Here is a 26970-nt window from a genome sequence, read left to right on the forward strand (position 1 = left end):
TGATGTTCTCCCGCTATGCGATCAAATTATCGATTTCCTCCGCAGTAAGACGTTTGAGGGCGGCCAGCGATTTAGCCAATTCATCCTGGGCCTGGCCACTTTGGCCGGTTTTCTGCCGGACCGCGCGACTGAAGTCCGCCAGCACCGGCAGCTCGAACAACTCGTTGAGCGACACCTCGACCTGCAACTGGTCACGGATGCGCACCATCACCTGCATGACCAGCAGCGAATGCCCGCCCAGCTCGAAGAAGTGGTCATCCATCCCACCCGCTCGACCTTCAGCACATCGGCCCAGATATCGGCCAGCTGCCGCTCCTGCTCGGTCTGCGGCGCCACATAGCGATGCTGCAGCTGGCTGGCGTCCGGCTTGGGCAAGGCCCGGCGGTCGAGCTTGCCGTTGGCGGTCAGCGGCATCCGCTCCAGCACCACCAGGTGTGTCGGCACCATGTACTCCGGCAGGTGCTCCCTGAGGTGTGCCTTGAGCCCATCACGCAAGGCCGGGACATCGTCCGCCGTCCAGCCGCTGTCCCTGGGCACCAGGTACGCCGCCAGTTGCCGGCCGCCCGGGCCATCGATGTCGACCACCACCGCCTCGCGCACCGCGGCATGCTGCTGCAGGCGCACCTCGATCTCGCCCAGCTCGATACGGAAGCCACGGATCTTCACCTGGTAGTCCGTACGCCCGACGTACTCCAGCACGCCGTCGGCAGCCCGGCGCCGAACCAGGTCGCCGGTGCGGTACAGCCGCTCGCCCGGCGTCTGGCCGAACGGGTTGGGCACGAAGCTCAGGGCCGTACGTTTCGGGTCGCCCAGGTAGCCGCGGCCAACCCCCAGGCCAGCGATATGCAGTTCGCCCGTGGCGCGCTCCGGCATCGGTTCGAGCAGATCGTTGAGCACACTCAGCCGGTTGTGATCGGTGTCCAGGCCGATCGGCAGATAGGCGCGCTCACGGTCCTGCAACTGCACCCGGTGCAGGGCCACGTCATCGGAACATTCGGCCGGACCATAGGCGTTGATCAAGGGAATGTCCGGGTACTGGCGCAACCAGCGCTCAGCCAGCGCCGGGGCCATTGCCTCGCCCGTGGTCAGCAGGTAACGCAGGCTCGCCAGTCGCGCCACCGGCTGGTCGAGCAGCCCCTGGATCAGCGCCGGCACCACTTCAAGGACGGTGATGCCGGTCTGTTCCACATGCCTGAGCAACGCGGCCGGGTCCTGGACGATGACCGAGGGCACGATCTCGACGCGGGCCCCGCAGAGTGCGGCGGTCAGCAGTTGCCAGACGGAAATGTCGAAGCTCTGCGAAGCGGTCTGGGCGATCACATCCTGTTCGGTCAGCCCCAGGTAGGGCACCTTGCTCAACTGGTTGTTGAGCATACCGCCCTGTTCCACCATCACGCCCTTGGGCAGGCCGGTGGAACCCGAGGTGAAGATCACGTAGGCCAGGTGGCGGGCAGTGATCGCCGGCAGGGCCGCCGGCAACGCAGCGGATGCCGGCTGCTCCAGCACCTGCTCCCAGACCAGCAGCCGCGGCCGGGCCGCTTCGTCGATACGCGCCAGCAACTGCTCGGCCAACGCCCGGCAGGCGCTGCTGCAAACCAGCACGCGGCTGCCGCTGAGGGAGAGGATATCCGCCAGTCGCTGTGCCGGCAGCGAGGGGTCCAGGCCCAGGTAGCCGGCACCGGCCTTGAACCCGGCGACCACCATGCCCAGCAGCGGCAGACCGCGCTCACCGAGCACCGCCACCAGGTCGTCGGCCACCACCCCGCTGGCCTGCAGCGCCACCGCCAGGCGGTCGCTGTGCCGATCCAGCTCGGCGTAGGTCCAGCCCTGCCCCTGGCAAGTCGCCGCCACCTGCTGTGGAACCCGCTGTACGGTGCGGCGGAACAGTTGCGCATAACCCTGGTCGAGGTCGGCGCCAGGCGCATCGTCGGTATCGCGGCCCAGCGCCAGCGGCGCCTGCAAGGTCGCCACCAGGTCCTGGAAGTCCCGGTCGATGCCCTCGGCAAACGCCTGGAGCACCTCGCGCAGGTCGCCCAGCAGGCGTTCGACCGTGGCCTGCTCGAACAGGCGCTGGTCATAGGACAGGTGCAGCCCCAGGCTGGAGCCCGGGTAGATCACCACAGTGAGCGGATAGTTGGTGTGGGTCCGCGAGGAGCCGGACTCGATCTTCAGGCTATCGGCCTGTTCGCCGATGCTGTCTTCGATCGGCGCGTTCTCGAACACGAACAGACTGTCGAACAGCGCCTGGCCCTTGCCGACCTCGCTGCGCCCCTGGATGGTCACCAGATGCAGATGCTCATGCTCGCGCAGCTCGAGGTTGTGCGCCTGCACCCCCTGCAGCCAGGCCTTGACCGTCTGCGGATCGTGGGCACCGGGAATCCGTACGCGCAACGGAATGCTGTTGATGAACAGCCCGACCGTGGCCTGCATTTCGGGGAGCTCGACCGGACGCCCGGAAACCGTGACACCGAACAGCACGTCGCGCTCGCCGCTGTAGCGGTGCAGCACCACCGACCAGGCCGCCTGCACCAGCGTATTGAGGGTCAACTGGCTGGACTGGGCGATGCGGGACAATTGCTGCGTCTGTTCGCTGCCGAGGCGGGTCAGGCAGTCGCCGGTCGACGAAGTACCGGCATCGCGGCTGATCAGGCGGTCGAACGGCAAGGCGGTCGGCTGCTCGAAACCGGCCAGCTCGCGTTCCCAGAACGTCGTGGAAACCTGCTCGTCGTGCCCCTGCAGCCAGGCGATGAAGTCCCGATAGCGCGGTGGCAGCGGCAGTTGCATGGCGCGCCCTTCCACCTCGGCAGCGTACAGTTCGAAGAACTCCGCCACGATCCCCATGCGGCACCAGGCATCGAGCAGGATATGGTGATTGCTCAGGACGAAGCCATAGCGTTGCGGCCCCAGCTGGATCAACCGCAGGCGGAACGGCACCTCACCGGCCAGGTCAAAGCCCTGTTGCAGCTCGGCGCTCAGCTCCGCGTTCAGGCGGGCTTCGTAGTCGGCGGCATCCACGCCCTGCCAATCCATGAAACGGATATCCGGGGCGACCGTGCGCCGGACGATCTGCACGAGGGTGTCGCCGACATCCCAGCAGAACGAGGTGCGCAGTACCTCATGCCGCTCGACCACCGTGCGCCAGGCCCGGGTGAAGGCCTGCCGGTCGATATCGTGGTCGATCAGGTAGCAGTACTGCATCAGGTAGATACCCGAGCCGGCTTCACGCAGGGTGTGCAGCAGCAGGCCCTCCTGCATCGGCGACAGCGGATAGATATCGGCGATGTCCTGCGCCGCCACCGGCAGGCGCTGCAATTGCTCGCGGCTCAGGCGAACCAGCGGGAAGTCCGATGGGGTCACGCCCTGGCCGGCGCCCGCGGCACAGTGAACGATCAGCGCCTCCAGCTCCCGGGCATACTCGTCGGCCAGGCGCTGCAGGGTCGACGTGTCGAACACCTCGCGGCTGAACTCCCAGTGCAATGCCAGCTCGCCGTCCTGCACCTGGCCATTGATGCTGATCAGGCTGCCCAGTGGCGCCGCCGCGTCCTGGCCCTGGCCGCTGTCCTCGCCGGCGAGCTGGAACAGGCCGTTGTCCTTGTCGACACCCTGCTCGACCTGCCCCAGGTAGTTGAAGACGATGCTGCCTTCGGCCAGGCCCTGCAGGGCCTGGCGCGCCGCCGGCGTGCCGAGGTAGCGCAGCAGGCCGTAGCCGATGCCCTTGTTCGGCACCGCACGCAGTTGCTCCTTAATCGCCATGATCGAACCGCCCAGCGAATCCTCGGGGCTCAGCCGGACCGGATAGAGGGTGCTGAACCAGCCGCTGGTGCGGCTCAGGTCCAGTCCGTCGAAGAGGTCTTCACGGCCGTGCCCTTCAAGACGGATCAGCGTGTCGGGCTGCCCGGTCCAGCGGCCGATGACCCGCGCCAGGGCGGTGAGCAGCAGGTCGTTGATCTGCGTCCGATAGGCGGCGGGCGCCTGCTGGAGCAACTGCCGGGTCAGTTCGCTCCCCAGGCGGGTCTGTACGGAGGCGGCATGGCGCCGCTGCTGCCCGCCTTCCGGGCGGTCACAGGGCAAGGCGTCGCTGACGCCGCGCAACTGCTCCTGCCAGTAGGCCAGTTCCTGCTCCATCAGCGGACTCTGCGCATGTTGGTGCAAATGCTCGGCCCAGGTCTTGAGCGAACTGCCGCGGGCCGCCAGGGCCGGCGCCTGGCCCTGGGCGATCGCCACGTAGGCCGATTGCAGGTCCTCCAGCAACACACGCCAGGACACGCCATCGACCACCAGGTGGTGGATCACCAGCAGCAGGCGCTGCCCGCCCGCCGGCAGGTTGACCAGCACCGCACGCAGCAGCGGCCCCTGTGTCAGGTTCAGACTTCGTTGTGCCTCGTCCAGCAGTGCGGCCAGCTCGGCAGTCGACGACAGATCGCGTACCCACAACATCCCGGCCGGCTGCTCCAACCGGTAGCGGGCCCGCCAGCCATCAGCCTGCGCCTCGAAGCTCAGGCGCAGGCCGTCGTGCTGCTCGACCAGCGTCGCCAGTGCCCGCTCGACATGAGCGGCCTGCAGGGTTTCTCGGGCCTTGAGCAACACCGACTGGTTCCAGTGATGCCGCTCGGGGATAGCCGTTTCGAAGAACCGCACCTGGATCGGCAGCAACGGCTGCTCGCCGCTGACCTGCTGCGGCGCCTCGACGGCCGTTTTCTTCTCGATCAGCTTGGCCACCGTCGCCAGTTGCGCGATGGTCTGCTTCTCGAATAGTTGTTTTGGACTGAGCTTGAGCCCCTGGCGCTTGGCCCGGGCGATGATCTGCAGGCTGAGAATCGAGTCGCCACCGAGTTCGAAGAAGTTGTCCGTGCTGCCGACCCGTTCCAGCTTGAGCACATCGGCCCAGACCGCGGCCAGTTTCTCCTCGATCTCGCCCACCGGTGCGACATAACGTTGCTGGGTCGCGCCCGGCACGGGCAAGGCGCGCTTGTCCAGCTTTCCATTCGCGGTCAGCGGCAGGCGCTCCAGCACCACGATGTGCGCCGGTACCAGGTATTCCGGCAACCCTGCCTGCAGTTGCTGGCGCAACGCCTCGCCTTGCAGGGTGAGGCCTTGCGTGGCCACGCAGTAGGCCACCAGTTGCAGGCGCGTGGCATCGCTCTCCAGAGGCAGCGCGAGCACCACCGCCTCCGCCACGCCGTCGAGCCCCAGCAACAGCTGGGCGACTTCGCCCGGCTCGACCCGGTAGCCACGAATCTTCACCTGGTCATCGGCACGCCCCAGGTATTCCACCCGGCCATCGACCCAGCGCGCACGGTCGCCGGCCCGGTACAGGCGTTCGCCCTGCTGCGCCGCGGGATCGGGCACGAAACGCTCGGCGGTCAGCGCCGCCTGCCCCAGGTACCCCAGGGCCAGGCCGGCACCGCCCAGGTACAGCTCGCCCGGCACACGCTCGGCCACCGGGTTCAGGTAGGCGTCCAGCACCTGCGCCCGGTCGTTGGCCAGCGGCTGGCCGACCGGCACCGTGCGGCAGCCGTCCAGGCGCTCGCGCACTTCATGGGTGAGGATCCCGACGGTGGTCTCGGTCGGGCCGTAGTGGTTGATGATCCGGCAATCCGGCGCCAGCTGGCGGACCTGTTCGATCAACGCCCAACTGCTGGCCTCGCCACCGAGGATCAGCAGTTGCCGTGGCAGCACATCAGCCGCACGAGCGGCCTGCAACAGCCCCTGCAGGTGGCTGGGGACGATCTTCAGCACATCGACCTGGTGTTCGTGCATGTAGGCGGCGAAGCTGTCCGGGTCGAAGGCATGTTCATGGGACATCAGGTGCAGCAGCCGGCCGCTGGCCAGGGCCCCGAACAGCTGGGTATGGCCCAGGTCCGCGGCAACGGTCGAGACCAGCGCCAGGCTCGCGCCGGGCGCCAGTTGCAGGCGCTGCAACACCGCCTGCACGTAGTTGGCCAGGCCGCGATGGCTGATCAGCACGCCCTTGGGCTGCCCGGTGGAACCGGAGGTGTAGATGATGTAGGCCGGCTGCTCGGGATCGACCTGCAGCGCCAGTGCCGAATCGTCCTGGTCGGCCCATTGCTGGGCGACCGGCGCCAGCGCCGGGCACACGCCCAGGCCGGCCGCCAGGCTATCGCCCGGAGCATGGATCAGCAGCGCCGCTGCACTGTCCTTGAGCAATTGTTGCAGGCGCTCGGCCGGCTGGCGGTTATCCAGCGGCAAGTACACCGCACCGGTCTTGAGCACCGCCAGCAAGGTCACCACCCAGTCGACGGAGCGTTCCAGGCACAGCGCAACCACAGCCCCGGCGCCGATACCTTCGGCCAGCAGCAGACGCGCCAGCTGGTTGGAGCGGCGCTCCAGTTCGTCATAGTCGATCAGTTGCGTACCGCAGCGCAGCGCCGGCTGGCCACGCCCGGCCTGCAGGCCCTGCTGCCAGAGCGCGAGGAAGTCCGCGCAGGGGAACGGTGCCTGGGCGGCAGCCGGGTGTTCGGCGGCCGCGCCCGGCTGCTCCAGCAGCGGCGCCTGGGCGGCGCCGACCATCTGCTCCAGCACCTGTTGCCAGGCCCGGGCCAGACGCTCGATCGTGCCGGCCTCGAACAGGTCGGTGGCGTAGGTGAACTCGGCCTCGATGCCCTCCGGGGCATCGGTGAAATCCAGGGCCAGGTCGAAACGTGCATCGGCCACGCCGGTGGCGAATGCCTCGACGCTCAAGGCCGACTGGACCGGGGCAGCGCTGCTGCGCGCGGCCAGCACGTTCTGGTTGATCTTGACCTGGAACAGCGGGTTGTGGCTCAGGCTGCGTTCCGGTGCCAGGGCATCGACCAGTTGTTCGAACGGCAGTTCCTGATGGGACTGCGCGCCGCTCACCACCTGCTTGACCTGTTCCAACAGCTGCTCGAGGCTGTCGCGTTCATCCACCTGGATGCGCAACACCTGGGTATTGATGAAGAAGCCGATCAGTCCTTCCAGCTCCTCGCGGTTGCGCCCGGCATTCGGCGCACCGATGCGAATGTCCGCCTGGCCGCTGCTGCGCGCCAGCACCACGGCCAGCGCCGCCAGGGCCTGCATGAACACGGTCTGGCCGTTCTGCCGGGCGCGGGCCTTGAGCTGTGCCGAGAGTTGCGGCGGCAGGTTGGTGCGTACGATGGCCCCCGATGACTGGCCACCGCCGGACGTTCATGGTCCAGCGGCAGCTCCAGCAGCGGCTGTTCCTCGCCCAGTTGCTGCTTCCAGTAGGCCAGTTGGCGCTCGCCCTCGCCGGCTTCCAGCCAGGCACGTTGCCAGATCGCGTAGTCGGCGTACTGGATCGGCAACGGCGCCAGCCCCGCCGGGCTGCCGTTCACCTCGGCCAGGTAGAAGCGGATGAATTCCTGTACCAGCAGCTCGCCCGACCAGCCATCCGAGACGCTGTGGTGCATGCACAGGGTGAGGACGTGCTCATCCTCGTCCAGGCGCCACAGCCGCACCCGCAGCAACGGCCCCTGCAACAGGTCGAATGGTGTCGCCAGTTCGGCGGCCACCCGCTCCTGCAGGCGCGCCTCACGGTTTCCGGCAGGTTCCCCGGCGATGTCCACCCGCTGCAGGACGACCTGCGACTCGTCGAGAATCTCCTGGTGGAACTCGCCTTCGACCGAGACGAAACGGGTGCGCAGGGCTTCATGGCGATGCACCAGCAGGGCCAGCGCGCGGCTCATCGCCGCCTCGTCCAGGGGGCCGCTCAGGCGCACCGCCATGGGCACGTTGTAGGCGCTGTTGTCCGGGTCCAGTTGCCAGAGGATCAACATCTGCTGCTGGGCGTAGGACAGTGGAATCCGTGCAACGTCATGACGGGTTTCGGTGATCGGCAGCAGCCTGAAGCTCTGCCCGCTCTCGCTCATTTTCTGCAGGATCTGGCGGCGCTGTTCCAGCGGCAGGCCGACGAAGCGCCGGGCAATCCGTTGTGCTGTGGTCTTGTCCATCTCAGGCCTCCGCCATTTCGTTCATCATGCGTTCGATGTCGGACAGCCCGTCATCGGTCAAGGCCAGGCCCGCGTCTTCAAATGCTTGGGAAAATTCGTTCAATTGCGGTTTCTCGAAAATAAGTCGCAGAGGAATGTCGATGCCAAGACCCGAATGAATCCTGGAGATCACCTGGGCCGCCAGCAGGGAATGGCCGCCCAGCTCGAAGAAGTTGTCGTGCAGGCCCACCCGCTCGACCTGCAGCACCTCGGCCCAGATCGCCGCCAGTTGCTGCTCACGCTCGCTGCGTGGGGCCACATAGTCCTGCTGCCAGAGACTCGGGTCCGGCTTGGGCAGGGCCTTGCGATCGAGCTTGCCGTTGGGGGTCATGGGCATCTGCGCCAGCACCAGCAGGTGCGCCGGGACCATGTAGTCCGGCAGGCCGGCCTTGAGGTAGTCGCGCAATTGCCCGCGCAGAACCTGCTGGGTGGCCGCGTCGGCCAGGGCCAGCGCCGGGTCGTTGGGCACCAGGTAGGCCGCCAGCTGCTTGCCCGACGGCCCGTCGATGTCGATCACCAGGGCCTCGCGCACCTGCACATGCTCCTGCAGGCGCGCCTCGATCTCGCCCAGCTCGATGCGGAAGCCACGGATCTTCACCTGGTGGTCGATACGCCCCACGTACTCGATCAGGCCCTCGTCGCGATAACGGGTGACATCGCCGGTGCGGTACAGCCGACCACCACCCTGCTCGTCGAACGGGTCCGGGATGAAGCGTTCGGCGGTCAGCGCCGGACGCTGGTGGTAACCACGAGCCAACAGCGCTCCGCCGATCAGCAGTTCGCCACTGCCGCCCTGCACCGCCGGATTGAACGCCGCATCGAGGATGTACATGCGCCGTGCGCCCAGTGGTCGGCCGATCGGCATCAGCACCGGCCGGGGCAACTCGCCGCGCACGTAGGGCCCGCACTCCAGGTAACTGGCGGTAATGGTGGTTTCGGTCGGGCCATAGGTGTTGAGCAGGCGGATAGGTTCGAGGCCTGCCTGCTTCCACAGGCCGATGCCCTCGGCCGGCATCGCCTCGCCGGTGGCGCTGACCTGGCGCAGCGCACCGAAGTCACGCAACCCCAGGCGACAGAAGTCCTGGGCCAGCAGGTACCAGTAGGCGGTGCTCAGGTCGGCCACGGTGATGCCCGAACGCAGCACCTCGCGCTGGAAGGTGGTGCTGTCCCAGACCTCGTTGCCACGCACCACCACACCCGCCCCACGGCACAGGGCCGGGAACAGTTGCTCGACGAAACCGTCGAAGTTCAGGGTGGAGAACAGCAGCACGCGGTCCTGCGGCACCAGGCGGAAGTACTCGATGGCCACCTGGCAGTGAGCGCTCAGGGCGTGGTGTTCGATGGCGACGCCCTTGGGCTTGCCGGTGGAACCGGAGGTATAGATCACATAGGCCAGGTTGTGCAGTTGGGCCGGGCTCGCCAGCGGCTGCTCGTCGTAACCCTGCAGCCAGTCCCCGGCCTGGTCCAGGCACAGCACCGGCAACCCCGCCGGCAGCGGCAACCGCGCCAGCAGCGGGCTGTGGCTGAGCAGCAGGCGAATGTCGCTGTCCTGCATCATGTAGGCCAGGCGATCCTCGGGGAATTCCGGGTCCAGGGGCACATAGGCGCCGCCGGCCTTGAGGATCGCCAGCAGCCCGACCACCATGTCCAGCCCGCGATCGACCGCGATACCCACCGCCACTTCCGGGCCGACGCCCATGTCCCGCAGCTTGCGGGCCAGGCGGTTGGCCTGGCCTTCCAGTTCGCGATAGCTCAACTGCTGCTCGCCAAAAACCAGCGCCACCGCCTCGGGAGTGCGTTTTGCCTGGGCCTCGATCAGTTGGTGCACGCACTGCTCGGCCGGGTAATGACCCTCGATCCGGCTCCAGTCCTGCAACACCCGCTGCGTTTCCCGGGCATCGAGCAGCGGCAGTTCGGCGACCGCCTGCTCCACACCATCACTGACAAGGGCCTGCAACAGGTTGCGCCAATGGCCGGCCAGGCGCTCGATGGTGCCCGCGTCGAACAGCGCGGTGGCATAGGTCAGCGATGCGCGCAGGCCCTCCTCGCTTTCGAAGGTGTCCAGGGTCAGGTCGAACTGGGCGGTATGGCTGCCGCTGTCCAGTGCCTCGACCTCGAGGCCCGGCAAGGGTCGCACCGCGCCCTTGAGTTCGGTCTGGTGGTTGTACATCACCTGGAACAGCGGGCTGTGGCTCAGGCTGCGCTCCGGCTGCAGGGCCTGCACCAGGTGTTCGAAAGGCAGGTCCTGGTGAGCCTGGGCGCCCAGGACCGCCTGCCTGACCTGCTGCAGCAACTGGTCGAAGCGGGTATGCAGGTCGAACTCGGCACGCAGTACCTGGGTGTTGACGAAGAAGCCGATCAACCCTTCGGTTTCCACCCGGCCGCGGTTGGCCACCGGCACGCCGACGCGAATGTCGTTCTGCCCCGAATGCCGATGCAGCACGGCCTGGAACGAGGCCAGCAGCAACATGAACAGGGTCACGCCCTGCTGCCGGGCGATGCCCTTGAGCCCCTGGACCAGCGCACGATCCAGTTCGACCTGGGTACGGGCACCGGCATGGCTCTGCAACGATGGCCGTGGCCGATCGGTCGGCAGTTCCAGCACCGGCTGCTCACTGCCCAGCTGATCGCTCCAGTAGGCCAGTTGCCGGGCCTGCTCGCCAGCTTCCATCCAGTCGCGCTGCCAGTGGGCATAGTCGGCGTACTGGAAGGGCAACGGCTTGGGTTGCGGCCGTTGGCCCTGGCTGAAGGCCACATAGGCCTCGATCAGCTCATCGACCATGATCGGCATCGACCAGCCGTCGGAGACGATGTGGTGCAGGGTCACCACCAGCACATGGCGTTCGTCGCCAAGGCGCAGCAGCCGGGCACGCAGCAACGGCCCCTGCTGCAGGTCGAAGGGTGTCAGCACTTCACGGTCGATGCGTGTCATCAGGGCCGCGGCATCGATATCGCCCAGCACCTCGACCGGCAGATCGAAGGCCGCTGCCGGATGCACCACCTGGACTGCCTCGCCATCGCGTTGGGCAAAGGTGGTGCGCAGGCTCTCGTGCCGCTCGACCAGCGCCTCGAAACTGCGGCGCAGCGCCTGCGGGTCGAGGCGACCGTTCAGGGCCAGGGCGGCCGGAATGTGATAGGCGCTGTTGTCCGGCTCCAGTTGCCAGAGGAACCACTGGCGCTGCTGGGCATAGGACAGCCGCAAAGGCGTCTGGCGATCGACGGCGACAAACGCCGGCGCAGAGGTGCCGCCCCCCTGCCCGGCACTCTCGGCGAAAGCGGCCAGGTCACGGGTCTCGAACAGGCTGCGCAGTTCCACGTCGATACCCAGCACCTGCCGTGCCCGGGCGATCACCTGGGTCGCCAGCAGCGAGTGACCGCCGAGTTCGAAGAAGTTGTCGCCCAGCCCCACCCGTTCGACCTTGAGCACTTCGCTCCAGATCGCCGCCAGTTGCTGCTGCAGCAGACTGCGCGGCGCGACATAGGCCTGCTGCAACAGCGCGGTGTCGGGAGCCGGCAGGGCCTTGCGGTCGAGCTTGCCGTTGGCGGTCAATGGCAAGGCCGGCAACAGCATCAGGTGGGCCGGGACCATGTAGTCGGCCAGATGCCGTTTCAGGTAGTCGCGCAGCGTCCCTCGCCACGCGGCCTGGCGCTCGGCATCGACCAGCAGGGTCGCATCGCTCGGTACCAGGTAGGCCGCCAGTTGTCCGTCCAGGGCCAGCACCGCGGCCTCGCGGACCTGATCATGCCCCTGCAACCGCGCTTCGATTTCCCCCAGCTCGATGCGGAAGCCGCGGATCTTGACCTGCTGGTCGCGGCGGCCGATATAGTCGACCACCCCGTCGCTGCGCAGGCGTGCCAGGTCGCCGGTGCGATACAGCCGCCCTCCCTGCGGATCGAAAGGGTTGGCGACGAAACGCGTGGCCGTCAGCCCCGCCTGGTTCAGGTAACCACGCGCCAGGCCGGCACCGGCGACATACAGCTCGCCGATGCAACCCGGCGGTGTCAGGTTCAGGGCATCATCCAGCAGGTACCAGGACAGGTCGACGATCGGCTCGCCGATCGGGCTGCCCGCCGACTGGTCGAGGTCGGCCAGCGACAACGGCCGGTAGGTCACGTGCACGGTGGTTTCGGTGATGCCGTACATGTTGACCAGGGTCGGCGCGCGCTCGCCAAAACGTTCGAACCAGGGGCGCAGGCTCTGCACCTCCAGGGCTTCGCCACCGAAGATCACCTGGCGCAGCGCCAGTTCGCGCGGCGACGCCAGCGCCACCGCCATCAGCGACTTGAAGGCCGAGGGGGTCTGGTTGAGCACCGTCACTTGCTCGTCGCACAGCAATGCATGGAAGGCCTCGGGCGAACGGCTGACCGCGTACGGCACCACCACCAGCCGGCCACCATGGAGCAGGGCGCCGAAGATTTCCCAGACCGAAAAATCGAAGGCGTAGGAGTGGAACAGCGTCCAGCTGTCCTGGCTGTCGAAGCCGAACCAGTGCCGGGTGGCGTCGAACAGGCGCAGCACGTTGCTGTGGGGCAGCAGCGCCCCTTGGGTTTGCCGGTGGAACCGGAGGTGTAGATCACATAGGCCAGGTTATCGACATCGACCCGGACCCGCGGGTTATCCTCGCAACCATCCGCCCCGGCGCTCCCCAGATCCAGGCACTCGACCTCAGCCGGCACCGGCAGACGCTCCAGCAGATGCCCCTGGGCCAGCAGCAGTTTCAGGCCGCTGTCATCGATCATGTGACGCAGGCGTTCCTCGGGATAGGCCGGGTCCAGCGGTACATAGGCACCACCGGCCTTGAGCACCGCGAGCAGGGCCACGATCATTTCCAGCGAACGCTCGGCCGCGACGCCTACCCGCACGTCGGCGCCCACGCCACGGGCGATCAGCCGATGGGCCCAGCGGTTGGCCCGGGCATTGAGTTCGGCATAGGTCAGCCGCTCGCCGGCACAGACCACGGCGACCGCATCGGGACGCCGCTCGGCCTGGTCCTCGATCAACTGATGCAGGCAGCGCCCGACCGGATGCACCTGCGGGGCCGGATTCCAGCGCGCCAGCACCTGCTGCTGTTGCGCCGCATCGAGCAACGGCAATTCGGCGATGCGCTGGCGCGGATCGCTGACGATCGCCCGCAGCAGGCTCGCCCAGTGCTGTAGCAAGGCCTCGACGGTCGCCGGCTCGAACAGGTCGATGGCGTACTTGAACACGGCCTCGATGCCATGGGCCTGCTCGCTGGTGTCGAGCACCAGGTCGAACTGGGCGGTCTGGCTCTGCCATTGCAGCGGCTCGATCCGCAGGCCGTCCAGATCGGTGCCGGACTTGAGCCGACTCTGCGCCTGGTGATTGAACATCACCTGGAACAGTGGACTGTGGCTCAGGTTGCGGCCCGGCTCCAGGGCCTCGACCAGTTGTTCGAAGGGCAGGTCCTGGTGGGCCTGGGCCTGCTGCACGGTCTGCCAGACCTGGCGCAGCAGCTGCTCGAAGGTCTGTTGCCCATCGACCTCGGCCCTGAGCACCTGGGTGTTGACGAAGAAGCCGATCAGGCGCTCGATCTCCGGCCGCTCGCGATTGGCCACCGGCACGCCAACCCGGATATCGGCCTGGCCGGTGTAACGATGCAACAGGGCCTGGAACGAGGCGAGCAGCACGCTGAACAGGCTGACGCTCTCGCGTCGGGCCAGGGCCTTGAGCCCATCGCCGAGGGCCGGTTCCAGGGTCAGGTTGCAGCTCGCCCCGGCAAAACTGCGGGACACGGGACGCGGATGATCGGTCGGCAACTCCAGCACCGGCTGTTCGCCGCCGAGTTGCTGCTGCCAGTAGGCCAGTTGACGCTCCTGCTCCCCCGCCTCCATCCAGTGGCGTTGCCACAACGCATAGTCGGCATACTGGATCGGCAGGGCCGGCAGCTCCAGGGTCAACCCCTGGCTGAGGCTCTGATAGCACTGCACCAGCTCTTCGATCATCACCTGCAGCGACCAGCCATCGGCGACGATGTGGTGCAACGTCAGCACCAGCACGTGCTCGTCGTCCGCCACCCGCAACAACGCGGCCCGCATCAGCGGGCCATTGCGCAGGTCGAAGGGGGCCTGGCCGTGCTCGAGCACGAACGCCTGGACCTGCGCGTCGCCCGCGCCGGCCGCCAGGCGCTCGACCGGCAACTCGAAGGTGCCGGCCGGCAGCACCACCTGCAGCGGCTGCCCGTCGGTCTCGGTGAATACCGTGCGCAGGGGCTCGTGACGCGCCACCAGGGCCTGCAGGCTGCCCTGCAGCGCCGTCACATCGAGCCGACCCTGCAGGCGCAGGGCCATGGCAATGTTGTACGCCGCGCTGTGCGGCGCCCATTGCCAGAGGAACCACTGGCGCTGCTGAGCGTAGGACAGGCGCAGCGGCTCATCGGCCGCGCGCTTGAACACCGGCGCGATCTCGAACAGGTTGATGCCCTTCTGCCTGAGCAGAGCGGCCAACCCCTTTCGCTGCATCGCCGAAAGTTGCCCTACCGACTCGATTAACTCCTGCACGCGTTGTTCCCTCTTACAAAAATCAGTCAAGAAACCGGTCAGGAAACCAGTTTTTCCAGATCATCGAGGGATAGACGTTTGAGGGCCTCCAGCGATTTAGCCAATTCATCCTGAGCAGGCGACAAACCACCGCGCAGGGCCTCGATGCGTTCGCAGAAGGCAAGTAGCGTCTGCGCCGCGAACAACTCCTTGAGCGCGACCTTGTCACCCAGGCGCTCGGCAATCCGCGTCACCACCAGGGTCGCCAGCAACGAATGGCCACCCAATTGGAAGAAGTTGTCGCCCAGGCCCACCCGCTCGACCTCCAGCACCTCCTGCCAGAGCTTGGCGACCTCGCGCTGCAGTTCCGTCTGCGGCGCCTGGTAGTGCGTCTGCAACGGGTTGCCGCCCAGGGCGATCAGCGCCTGGCGATCGAGTTTGCCGTTGGGGGTCAGCGGCAAGGCGTCGATCAGGTGCAGGTGGCTCGGCACCATGTGCGCCGGCAATTGCCCGGCCAACGTATTGCGCAGGCCGTCGACAAAGGCTCGCGCATCATCACCGGCCTGCGTCGCCACGACGTAGCCGTGCAGGTGCTTGCCCGCCGCACCGTCCTGGGCCAGGACCACCGCCTCGCGCACTGCCGGCTGTTGCAGCAGGCGTGCCTCGACTTCGCTCAGCTCGATACGGAAGCCACGGATCTTCACCTGGTGGTCGGCCCGCCCGATGTATTCGATCTGCTCCCGCTCGCCCTGGCGCACCAGGTCGCCGGTGCGGTACAGACGGTCGCCAGCGGCGCCGAACGGGTTCGGCACATAACGTTCGGCGGTCAGCCCCGGCCGCATCAGGTAGCCACGGGTCACCCCGGCACCGGCCAGGTACAACTCCCCCGCCACCCCTGCCGGCACCGGCAGCAACTGGCTGTCGAGCAGGTAGGCGTCAGTGTTGTCCAGCGGCCGGCCGATGTTCGCCGAGCCCCGGGCGCTGCGCAGGGTGAAGGTCGAGTAGGTGGTGTCTTCCGAGGGCCCGTACAGGTCGTAGACCTGGCTGACCGCCGTGCTGGCATACAGGCTGTCCACCAGCGTCTGTTTCAGGGGCTCGCCGGCCAGGTTGATGGTGCGCACCGACGCCGGGATCTGCCCGGCACGCTGCAGCGCAGCGATCGCCGACGGCACGGTGTTGATCAGCCTGACCCGCTCGCGCTGCGGCAGGTCGGCCAGGGCCAGGGCGTTGTCCGCCAGCACCAGGTAGCCGCCCGCGGCGAGGGTGACGAAGATCTCCCACACCGACAGGTCGAAGCAGATCGACGTCGAGGCCAGCACCCCACGCAACTGTTCGATGCCATAAACCCCAACGGACCACTGGATCAGCGCCGCCAGGTTGCCGTGACTGATCGCCACGCCCTTGGGCTTGCCGGTGGAGCCGGAGGTGTAGATGACATAGGCCAGGTTCTGCGGCTGGAGCGAAACGGCGGGAGCCTGGGCTGGATAGGCCTGCAGCCAGTCCTCGCCCTCCTCCACCAGCAGCACCTGCGACGACAGATTCCGGGGCAGGTATTGCAGCAGGCGCGGCTCGCTCAAGAGCACCGTCGCGTGGCTGTCCTCCAGCATGTGCAGCAGACGCTCCTGCGGATACTCGGGGTCCAGTGGCACATAGGCGCCGCCGGCCTTGAGGATCGCCAGCAGGCTGACGATCATCCGTGGGGTGCGGCTCAGGCAGACACCGACCCGCACTTCCGGCCCTACGCCGAGTTCGCGCAGCTTGTGGGCCAGGCGATTGGCACTGCGATCCAGGCTGGCGTAGTCCAGTTCGCGCCCGGCGAACAGGATCGCCGGCGCCTGCGGCTGGGCCAGTACCTGGGCATCGATCCGGGTGACCACGTCGCGCGAATCCACCGCGGTGACGGTACCCTTGCCCCAGTCCAGCGCCGCCTGGCGTGGCTCGCCGGCCAACAGTTCCAGGTTGCCCAGTGCCTGCTGCGGCGCGGCCATGAAGGCCCGCAGCAGGTGCTCGAGCTCACGCCCCAGGCGCGCCACGGTCGGTGCGTCGAAGCAGGCCCGATCATAGCTCAGTTCCAGGTTCAGCTCGGTGCCGGTCACGGCCACCAGCGTCAGTGGGTAGTTGGTCTGTTCCTGACGGCTGATGGCCGAGAATGCAAGACCCGTACCCGAAGCCTGGCCGAGCGCCTCGGCCATCGGGTAGTTCTCGAACACCAGCAGACTGTCGAACAGCCCGCCCGCACCGAGCCCGGCCCAGCGCTGGATATCGTACAGCGGCGTATGCTCGTGCTCACGCAACGCCAGGTTGAGGTCCTGTACCTGTTGCAGCCAGGCCACCACCGGAATCTGCGCCGAGGGCGAGGCCGCCACCGGCAGGGTGTTGATGAACAGGCCGATCTGCTGCTCCACCCCGGCCAGATCGGTTGGCCGCCCCGCCACGGTGGCCCCGAAGGCCACGCAGTCCTGGCCGGTGTAACGCTGCAGCAGCACCAGCCAGGCGGCCTGTACCAGGGTGTTGAGGGTGACCTTGTGCTCGCGGGCGAAGCGATTCAGGTCGGCGGTAAGAGCTGCGCCAAAACCATGCTCATGCTCGCCATGCCCGACAGCCAGCGCCTGTCGGCTAACGACGGCATTGGCCAGTCGGGTCGGCTCCTGCAGGTCGGCCAGCGCCGATGCCCAGAATGCCTGGCTGACACGGGCATCACGCTGGCCGAGCCATTCGATGTAGTCACGGTAACGGCCGGCACCCCGGCTAATGGTGGCTCCCGCATAACGCTGAAGCACCTCGCCGAACAATTGCGACGTACTCCAACCGTCCATCAGGATGTGGTGGCTGGTGTAGATCAGGTGATAATCACTGGTACTGGTGCGCACCAGGGTCACGCGCAACAGAGGGGCATGCCCCAGTTCAAAACCGGTCGCCAGGTCATCTTGCGCCAGTTGATCGAGGGCCGTCGGCAGATCACCGCGCTCGCGCCAGTCATGCACCACCAGCGGCATTTCGACCTGGCGTCGCACGATCTGCAACGGGGCGGCCAACTCCTGCGGCCAGACGAACACCGAGCGCAATACCTCATGGCTGTCCAGGCCCTGCTGCCAGGCAGCGCGGAACGACTCGACATCCAGTCCCCGCACATCGGCCCGCAACTGGTTGGTGTAGGCCGCGCCGTCCGGTTCGTCGAGCGCATGGAACAGGATGCCCTGCTGCATCGGCGACAGCGGGTAGATGTCCTCGATATCCGCCATGGCCACCGGCAGGCGCTGCAGTTGCGCCGAAGTCAGCTTCACCAGCGGGAAGTCGGACGGCGTCACGCCCAATTGGCCGCCCTGGCTGCAATGCTCGACCAGGCGCGCCAGTTCCTGCTCATAGGCCCGGGCCAGGGCCTCGATGGTCGACGGCTGGTACAGCGCACGACTGAACCCCCAGTCCAGTTCCAGCTCGCCATCGAACACCTGGCCGTTGAGGCTCAGCCAATTGGCCGGCCGTTCCTCGGCCTGGTTGGCGCCGCTGCTTTCGCCGCTGGGCACGAACAGCGCCCCTTCGGCCTGGTCGAAGCTGCCGTCGAACTGGCCGAGGTAGTTGAAGGTCACCCGGGCTTCGGGCAGGGCCTGCAGTTGGCGGGCGAAATCCGTGTCCGCCAGGTAGCGCAGCAGGCCATGGCCAATGCCCTTGTTCGGCACCGCTCGCAGTTGCTCCTTGATCGCACGGATAGAACCGCCCGGATCGGCCTGCGGAGTCAGGCGGACCGGAAACAGACTGCTGAACCAGCCGACCGTACGACTCAGGTCGAGGTCGTCGAACAGGTCCTCGCGACCGTGGCCTTCCAGCTGGATCAGCACCGACGGCTGCCGGCTCCAGTCACAAAGCACCCGGGCCAGGGCGGCCAGCAGCAGGTCGTTGATCTGGGTGCGGTAGGCCGCCGGGGCAACGCTGAGCAGTTGCCGGGTCAGTGCCTTGTTCAGCCGCGAGGTGGCGTGGCCGATGCCGGGGAGCGGGTTCTCCAGATGGTCGTTGGGCAGTTGCGCAGCGGCACCGTCCAGGTTGTCCAGCCAGTAATCAGCCTCGGCCGCCAGCGCCTCGCTACGCGCATGGGCCTGCAGGCGCTCGCCCCAGAGCTGGAACGCAGTGCTCTTGGCCGGCAGTTGCACGGCGCGACCGGTAGCGATGGCGGCGTAGGCACTCTGCAGATCCTCGAGCAGTATCCGCCAGGACACGCCGTCGACCACCAAGTGATGGATCACCAGCAGCAGGCGTTGCTCCCCCTCGGGCAGGTGCACCAGCAGTGCACGCAACAGCGGGCCGTCTTCGAGGTCGAGACTGCGCTGGGCTTCATCGGCCAAGGCGCCGAGCCCGGCGACATCCTCCAGCTCCCGCGACCACAGGACACTGGCGCCGGTGGAGCGATAACGCGCCTGCCATTGTCCAGCCTGCTCGACGAAGCTCAGGCGCAAGGCATCGTGATGCTCCAGCAGACTGGCCAGCGCCGCCTCCAGGTGGGTGGCCTCCAGTGCCAGCAACGGCTTGAGCATCACCGACTGGTTCCAGTGCTGGCGCTGGGCAATGTCCATATCGAAGAAGCGCGCCTGGATCGGCAGCAACGGTTGTTCGCCACTGATCCGCCGCGGTGCCTCGGCAACCGTCTTCTTCTCGATCAATTTGGCCACCGCTGCCAGTTGCGCGATGGTCTGCTTCTCGAATAATTGCTTGGGACTGAGCTTGAGCCCCTGGCGCTTGGCCCGAGCGATGATCTGCAGACTGAGGATCGAGTCGCCGCCCAGCTCGAAGAAGTTGTCGTGGCGACCGACGCGTTCGAGCTTGAGCACATCGGCCCAGACCGCGGCCAGTTTCTCCTCGATCTCCCCCTCCGGAGCAGCGTATTGCTGCTTGACCGGACCCGGCTTGGGCAGCGCCCGCTTGTCCAGCTTGCCGTTGGCGGTCAACGGCAGCTGTTCCAGCAGCAGGATCTGCGCCGGCACCATGTAGTCGCTGAGGCACGCCTGCAGACGCTGGCGCAGGTCTTCGACCTGTAACACCACGCCGGCCGCCGGCACGCAGTAGGCCACCAGTTGCAGGCGCGCGGCGTCGTCTTCCATCGGCAGCGCCAGCACCGCCGCCTGGGCGATGGCGTCGAAGCCCTGCAGCAACCGGGCGATTTCCCCGGGCTCGACACGGTAACCCCGGATCTTCACCTGGTCGTCGTTGCGCCCCATGAACTCCAGCAGGCCCTGGCGGTTGCAGCGCACCCGGTCACCGCTGCGGTAGGCCCGGCTGCCCGGCTCGCCAAAAGGATCCGGCAGGAAGCGTTCGGCGGTCAGCCCCGGCTGCCCGAGATACCCCAGGGCAACGCTGGCGCCACCGATGTACAGCTCGCCCGGTACCTGCGCAGCGGCGATGTTGAGCACGTCGTCCAGTACCAGGGTCCGGGCAGCGGGCAGCGGCTGGCCGAGGGCGATGCCACGCTCCAGCGACGCGTCGGTGAGCACTTCGTGAGTCAGCACGCCCACGGTGGTTTCACTGGGCCCGTAGTGGTTGATGAAGCGGCAGGCCGGCTTCAGTTCGCGCACCTGGCGCACCAGTGCCGGCGCGCAGGCCTCACCACCGACGATCAGCGCATGTTCGGGCAGGACGTCCGCCGGCCGACCGCCCTGCAGCAGGGCCGACAGATGCCCGGGAACGATTTTCAGGATGCCGACCCGATGTTCGCTCATGTATTGGGCAAAGCCGTCCGGGTCAAAGCCCAGGGCCTCGGGCAGCACATGCAGGGTACGACCGCCGCACAGGGCGCCGAACAGCATGGTGTGCCCCAGGTCGGCGGCGATGGTCGAGACCAGTGCCATGCTGGCGCCTGGCGCCAGGTCCAGGCGTTGCGTCAGGCCCTGGACGTAACTGGCCAATGCGCCATGGCTGACCAGCACCCCCTTGGGCTGGCCGGTGGAGCCGGAGGTGTGGATCACGTAGGCCGCGGACTGCGCCGACAACTCCAGCGATGGCGCAGCGGCTGGCTGTTCGTCCCAGTCCGCCGGGGTGAAGGCCTGCGCGCCGCATCCGGACGGTACCAGGCCGGCGAGCCGTGCATCGCCTGCGGCGCACAACAGCAGACGTGTCCCGGCCCGTTCGAGCATCTGCCGCAGACGTGTATCCGGGGCCTTGGTGTCGAGCGGCATGTACACCGCACCGGTCTTGAGAATGGCCAGCAGGCTGGTCAGCCAGTCCAGCGAACGCTCCATCAGCACCGCGACCGGCTCGCCAATGCCCACACCCCGCGCACGCAGGTGGTGGGCCAGGCGGTTGGCGGCCTGGTCCAGTTCGGCGAAACTCAAGGTCTGCTCCAGGCAACGGGCCGCCAGCGCCTCGGGCTGGCGACGAACCTGGGCGTCCCAGTGCCGCAGCACCAGCGGCGCGGGCTCCGGGCTGGCGGCCGGCAGTGATGGAACCGGCTGATTCAGGCTGAACAGCGGTGCCTGCGGCGCCTGCAGCAAGGCATCGAACAGCGCCAGCAGCGCCGGTACGAAACCCTCGACCGTCGCGTGCCGGTAGAGGTCGCTGGCATAGGTCAGCTCGCCATGGATCAGCGTACCGTCATCGGTGATATCCAGGGCCAGGTCGAAGTGCGTACCGTCCTTGTGCAGTGGGTATTCCGCCACGCTCAGACCCGGCAACTGCATCGAGCGCTGCTTCTGCATGCCGACGTTCTGGTTGAACTTGGCCTGGAACAGCGGGTTGTGATCCAGGTTGCGCTCAGGTGCCAGGGCATCCACCAGTTGCTCGAACGGCAACTCCTGGTGCGCCTGGGCACCGAAACTGCTTTCGCGCAGGTGGCCCAGCAGTTCAAGGAAACTCTGGCGCTCGTCGACCTCGCAACGCAGCACCTGGGTGTTGACGAAAAAGCCGATCAGGCCTTCGACTTCCGGGCGGCCGCGGTTCGCGTTCGGCACGCCGACACGGATGTCGCGCAGGCCGGACTGGCGCGAAAGAAACAGCGAATAACCGCCCAGGACCAGCATGAACAGGCTGATGCCCTGGCCGCGGGCGAAGGCATTGAGTTGCCGCGAGCGCTCGACGCCGAAGTCGAACTTCAGGGTCCGGCCCTCGAAACTCTGCGCCGGCGGCCGTGGGAAATCGGCGGCAACGTCCAGCAGCGGCTGCTCGTCGCCCAGTTGCCGACGCCAGTAGTCCAACTGCCGCTCACCCTCGCCGGCCTCCAGCCAGCTGCGCTGCCAGATCGCATAGTCGGCGTACTGCAACGGCAGGGGCGCCAGGCCCGGCTCGCGTCCCTGGCTGAACGCCTGGTAGGCCTGGACGAACTCCCTGACCATCACGTCCATCGACCAGCCATCGGAAACGATGTGGTGCATGCTCACCACCAGCACCCACTCGTCCGCGGCCAGCCGGATCAGGCTGGCCCGCAGCAATGGTCCGTTGAGCAGGTCGAAGGGTCGCGCGGTGATCGCCCTCACCCGCTCGGCCAGCTCGGCCTCACGTGTCTCGCTGGCGCAACCCGACAGGTCCAGCCTGCTCAGCGGCACGCCCAGGTGGCCGAGGATCACCTGGCAGGGTTGCTCGCCGTCGACCTGGAACACCGTGCGCAGGACTTCATGACGCAAGGCGATATGCTCGAAGGCGCGCTGCAGGGCCGATTCGTCAAGCCGACCCTGCAGGCGCAGACCGGCGGCCATGTTGTAGGCGGCGCTGCCGGGGTCGAGCTGCCAGAGGAACAGCAGGCGCTGCTGGGCATAGGACAAGGGGATCCGCGCCACCTCATGGCGGCTGACCGGCATCGGCAACAGGCTGAAATCCTTGCCCTCCTCGCTCAGCTTCGCCAGGAACTGCCGACGCTGCGCCAGGGGCAGGCCGATGAATCGTTTGGCGATACGTACCGCAGGGTTGCCACTCATGCTCCAAACTCCTCCAACGAACTCATGAACTGTTCCATGTCGGCCCAGTCGTTATCTGCAGCGCCCTGCGCCAGCGTCGCCAACTCGGCGGCCAGTTCGCTCAGCAGGGGTTTCTCGAACAGGCTGCGCAGCGGCAGGCTGACCTCCAGACGGGTCTTGACCCGGGCGATCACCTGGGCCGCGAGCAATGAATGGCCACCCAACTCGAAGAAGTGGTCGTCGAGCCCGACCCGGGGTACCTGCAGCACCTCTTCCCAGATAGTCGCCAGGCAACGTTCGGTCTCGGTCTGCGGCTCGCGGTAGCTGGCCTGCAACTGGCTCGGATCGGGCACCGGCAGGGCCTTGCGGTCCAGCTTGCCGCTGGGGGTCAGCGGCATCCGCGGCAACACCAGCAGGTGCGAGGGGATCATGTAGTCCGGCAGGCGGCCCTGCAGGGAGGCCTTGACCTCAAGCCGCCAGAGGCTCTGCTGCGCCGGTTCCAGGGCCTGGTCGGGCACCAGGTAGCCGACCAGTTGCGTGCCTCCGGCCAAAGGCAGGGCCAGTACCGCGGCTTCCCGCACGCCGGGACATTGCAGCAGGCGCGACTCGACTTCACCCAGCTCGATACGAAAACCGCGGACCTTGACCTGATGGTCGACCCGCCCGATGTATTCCACCGCGCCATCCTCGCGCAGGCGCGCGCGGTCACCGGTGCGGTAAAGCCGTTCACCCGGGGTGAAGGGATCGGCGATGAAACGCTCGGCACTGAGGGCCGGCTGGCCCTGGTAGCCGCGAGCCAACCCCGGCCCGCCGATGTACAACTCGCCGACAGCACCCCGGGGCAGCAGTTCGAGGTCGCCATCGAGCACCAGCAGGCGCCGCCGGGCCAGGCCGAAACCGATGGGCACGCCGCGCCAGGACACCGCTTCAGCCGACAGCCCGGTGCAGTCATAGGTGCTGGAGACCACGGTCGCCTCGGTCGGGCCATAGGTATTGACCAGGCGCACGCCGCCCAACCCGGCCTGCGGCCACAGACGCAGGCCGTCGACGGCCATGGCCTCGCCGCCGATGTGGATCTGGCGCAGGGCGCCATAACCGGCGGGTGGGCGGGTCGCCCAGTCCTGCACCAGCAGGTGCCAGTAGGCGGCCGGCAGGTCGGCCAGGGTGATGCCATGGCGCAGGATCGCCTCGTGTAGCGTGGCGCTGTCCCACAACCGTTCATCACGCAGCACCACGCAGGCGCCCAGGCTCAGCGGCGGGAAGAACTGCTCGACAAAACCGTCGAAACTGCTGGTGGCGAACTGTAGAACCCGGTCGCTCGCCAGCAACTCACTGTACTCCGTAGCCCGGGCGACGAATTCCGCCAGTGCCTGGTGGCTGATACCGACGCCCTTGGGCCGTCCGGTGGAACCCGAGGTGTAGATGACATAGGCCAGCGACTGCGGGGCCGGCGCCAGTTCCAGATCGGCCTGGGCATAACCGCCATCATTGATCCGGTCCTGGCACAGGGCCTCGACATCGCCCAGCGGTGGCAGCCCATCCAGCCACTGGCTGTGGGTCAACAGCAGTTTCAGGCCACTGTCCTGCAGCACATGGGCCAGACGCGCCGGCGGCATCTGCGGGTCCAGCGGTACATAGGCACCGCCCGCCTTGAGTACCGCCAGAATGGCCACGGCCAGGTCCAGTGTGCGGCCGATCGCCAGCCCCACCAGCACTTCCGGGCCGACACCGTGACCACGCAGCAGGTGTGCCAGGCGGTTGGCCCGGCGATTCAGTTCGGCATAGCTCAGGCTCGGCGCCTGGGCAGCGTCGGCCAGGATCAGCGCGGTAGCGTCGGGAGTACGGCGGGCCTGGGCCTCGAACAACTGCACCATCGACAACGGGCTGTCCGCGGGTACCTCCCTCTCGTCACCACGGCCCAGCAGGTCGGCGACTTCCTCTGCCGCCAGCATCGGCAACTGGCCGATCGGCTGCTGCGGATCGCGGCACACGGCGACCAGCAGGTTGCGCCAGTGGCCGGCCAGGCGTTCGATGGTCGCGCCGTCGAAAATATCGGTGGCATAGGTGAACGCGGCAAACAGTTGCTCGCCCTCCTCGCGGGTTTCCAGCATCAGGTCGCTGGCGGCCGCATGCTGGCGGCCCTGCCCGACGCCCTGTTCCTCGTCCAGAAGGGCAACCCGCAGCCCGCTCGCCAATTGCCGGCCCTGTACGTCGGTAACCAGAGGCTGATGGTTGAACATCACCTGGAACAGCGGGTTATGGCTCTGGCTACGGGCCGGCTGCAGGGCCTCGATCAACGCATCGAACGGCAGTTCCTGATGCGCCTGCGCGCCCGCGGCGGCCTGGCGCAGACTGTGCAGCAACTCGACGAACGGGGTCTGGCCACGGACTTCACTGCGCAACACCTGGGTGTTGACGAAAAAGCCGATCAGGCCCTCGGTCTCGCTGCGGGTCCGGTTGGCGATCAGGCCACCGACGCGGATATCGCTCTGGCCGCTGTAGCGATGCAGCAGGCTCTTGAACGAGGCCAGCAGCACCACGAACAGCGACACACCCTGACGCTGGGCCAGGGCCTTGAGCTGCTGGCGCAGGTCGCTGTCGACCCGCACTTCCAGGCGCGCACCACGATGGCTGGCCTGGGCCGGATGCGGCCGGTCGGTGGGCAGTTCGAGCACCGGATGCTCTTCCCCCAGGTGCTCGCGCCAGTAGGCCAGTTGCCGCGCCTGCTCGCCGGCTTCGAGCCAGCTGCGCTGCCACAGTGCGTAGTCACGGTAGTGCACGGCCAGGGACGGCAGCTCGGCCGTGGAGCCGGCCACGCAGGCGTCGTAGCAACGGCTGAATTCCTCGATCAGGATGTTCATCGACCAGCCGTCGGCGATGATGTGGTGCAGCGTCAGCAACAACACCTGTTCCTGTTCGGCCAGGCGCAGCAGGCGGATGCTCAGCAGGGGTCCCTGCTGCAGGTCGAACGCCTGTCCGGCCTCGTCGGCCATGATCTGCCGGGCACGGACACGACGCTGCGCCTCGTCCAGTTGCTGCAGATCGTCAACCCGTACCGTCGCCGCCCTCGCCGGGGCGACCCGCTGGAACGCCCGCTCACCGTCCTGGCCGAAGGTGGTGCGCAGGCATTCGTGCCGGGCGATCAGGGCACTGAAGGCCTGCTCCAGCGCCGCCAGGTCCAGCGGCCCCTGCAAGCGCACCGCCATCGGCAGGTTGTAGGCCGCGCTGCGGGGATCGAGCTGCCAGAGAAACCACATGCGCTGCTGGGCGTAGGACAGGCCGTCCCGCTCGGCGACACCCTCGCAGGCGGCGATGGGCAGCAGCGAAAAGTCGACCCCCTCCCGATCCATGGCAGCCAGGAAGAGACTGCGCTTGTCCTGGGGCAGCTCGATGAAACGGCGAGCGAGTTTCTGTGCGTCTTGGGGCTTCATGTGAGAGGGTCCTTGCTGATCGGCGGCACGGCCGGTGGGGCCTGGTCGTATCAACAAGGACGAACCGCCAACCCGAGGATTTAGCGTGCCGGCCGGCGGTTTCTCGGGTAGGGCGAAGGAGAGCGGTAGAAATCTGCGGATCGATGCGGCAATCGGGACGGGCGGCGTCAACCGGCGGGTTGCGAATAGCCTTCGGCCATCGCCACCACCACCTTGCGCTTGCCGGTGAATGGCGAACGGGCGTGGGCGGCGAGCATGTTGTCGAGCATCAGCACGTCGTTTTCCTGCCAGGGGAAGCTGATGGTGCATTCGTCCAGCACCCCACGCACCTCGTCGAGCAGGTCGACCTCGATGGCCGAGCCGTCACCGTAGTAGACGTTGCGCGGCAGGTCCTCCTCGTCCACCACATCGAGCAGCGTCTCGCGCACCTCGGGCTGCAGGTTGGAAACATGGAACAGGTGCGCCTGGTTGAACCAGACCATTTCCCGGGTCACCGGGTGATGCGCCACCACCTGGCACCGCTGGCGGGTACGCAACTCGCCGTCATCCTTCCACTCGCATTCGATGGCGTGGGCCCGGCAGTAGGCCTCGACCACCGCCTCGTCCTCGGTGTTGAACACCTGGCTCCAGTCCACGTCCAGGCCGTTGCCGTAGTTGCGCACGTACATCAGGCCCTTGCTGACCAGCCGTTCGCGAATCCGTGCCGGCACCCGGCGATAGACTTCCCGACTGTCACAGATCGGCGTTTCGCCACCGGTCTGGGCCGCGATCATGCTGTAGAACCAGATCTTCATCGGCCACTCGAGGGTGTAGGCCTGCTCGTTGTGCAGCGGGATGCTCTGGTGCGCCGGGTATTCGGTGGAGGTGTACACCCCCTTGGTCACGTTGCTGCGCGGAGTCGAGCCGAACTCATAGTTGAGCAGCGGGTGACCGAAAGCCGCGGCGAACTCGCGGAAGGCCTCGGCGCCGCCGACCTCGAAACCGCGCAGCAGCACACCACCAGCCCGATACAGGTGCTGGTCGATCAGCACCTTGCACTCGGCGAATGCCTCGCGCAGGTCAAGCCCGGGCTCAGGCGCCTGGATCAGCATGGGCAAGGTGCCCGAACCGGTCAGCAACGGCCGGATATCCAAACTCAACGCATTGTTCATGACGACTCTTCTCCCTTGATCCTCGGCCGCC

Annotated in this window: 3 protein-coding genes and 2 pseudogenes; all 5 read right to left on the reverse strand. The window is 67.2% G+C overall.

Annotated features, from left to right (window positions below; genetic code table 11):
• Window positions 1-13: 13 nt before the first annotated feature.
• Window positions 14-7949: pseudogene (locus tag ACZ5KU_RS21975) on the reverse strand (amino acid adenylation domain-containing protein).
• A gap of 1 nt (window position 7950) precedes the next feature.
• Window positions 7951-14507, reverse strand: a pseudogene (locus tag ACZ5KU_RS21980) (amino acid adenylation domain-containing protein).
• A gap of 38 nt (window positions 14508-14545) precedes the next feature.
• Window positions 14546-22378, reverse strand: coding sequence for an amino acid adenylation domain-containing protein (locus ACZ5KU_RS21985; protein WP_464736267.1), 7833 nt, complete (start codon window positions 22376-22378; stop codon window positions 14546-14548).
• Window positions 22375-25788: an amino acid adenylation domain-containing protein gene (locus ACZ5KU_RS21990; RefSeq protein WP_464736268.1), complete on the reverse strand. Its 3414-nt coding sequence runs from the start codon at window positions 25786-25788 to the stop codon at window positions 22375-22377. Before ACZ5KU_RS21990 ends, ACZ5KU_RS21985 begins: the two co-directional genes overlap by 4 nt.
• 167 nt (window positions 25789-25955) lie before the next feature.
• Entirely contained in the window at window positions 25956-26939 is a 984-nt protein-coding gene (locus ACZ5KU_RS21995; RefSeq protein ID WP_054060502.1) for a TauD/TfdA family dioxygenase, read from the reverse strand.
• Window positions 26940-26970: the final 31 nt, after the last annotated feature.

The sequence above is a fragment of the Pseudomonas sp. Tof1 genome, from assembly GCF_055390395.1.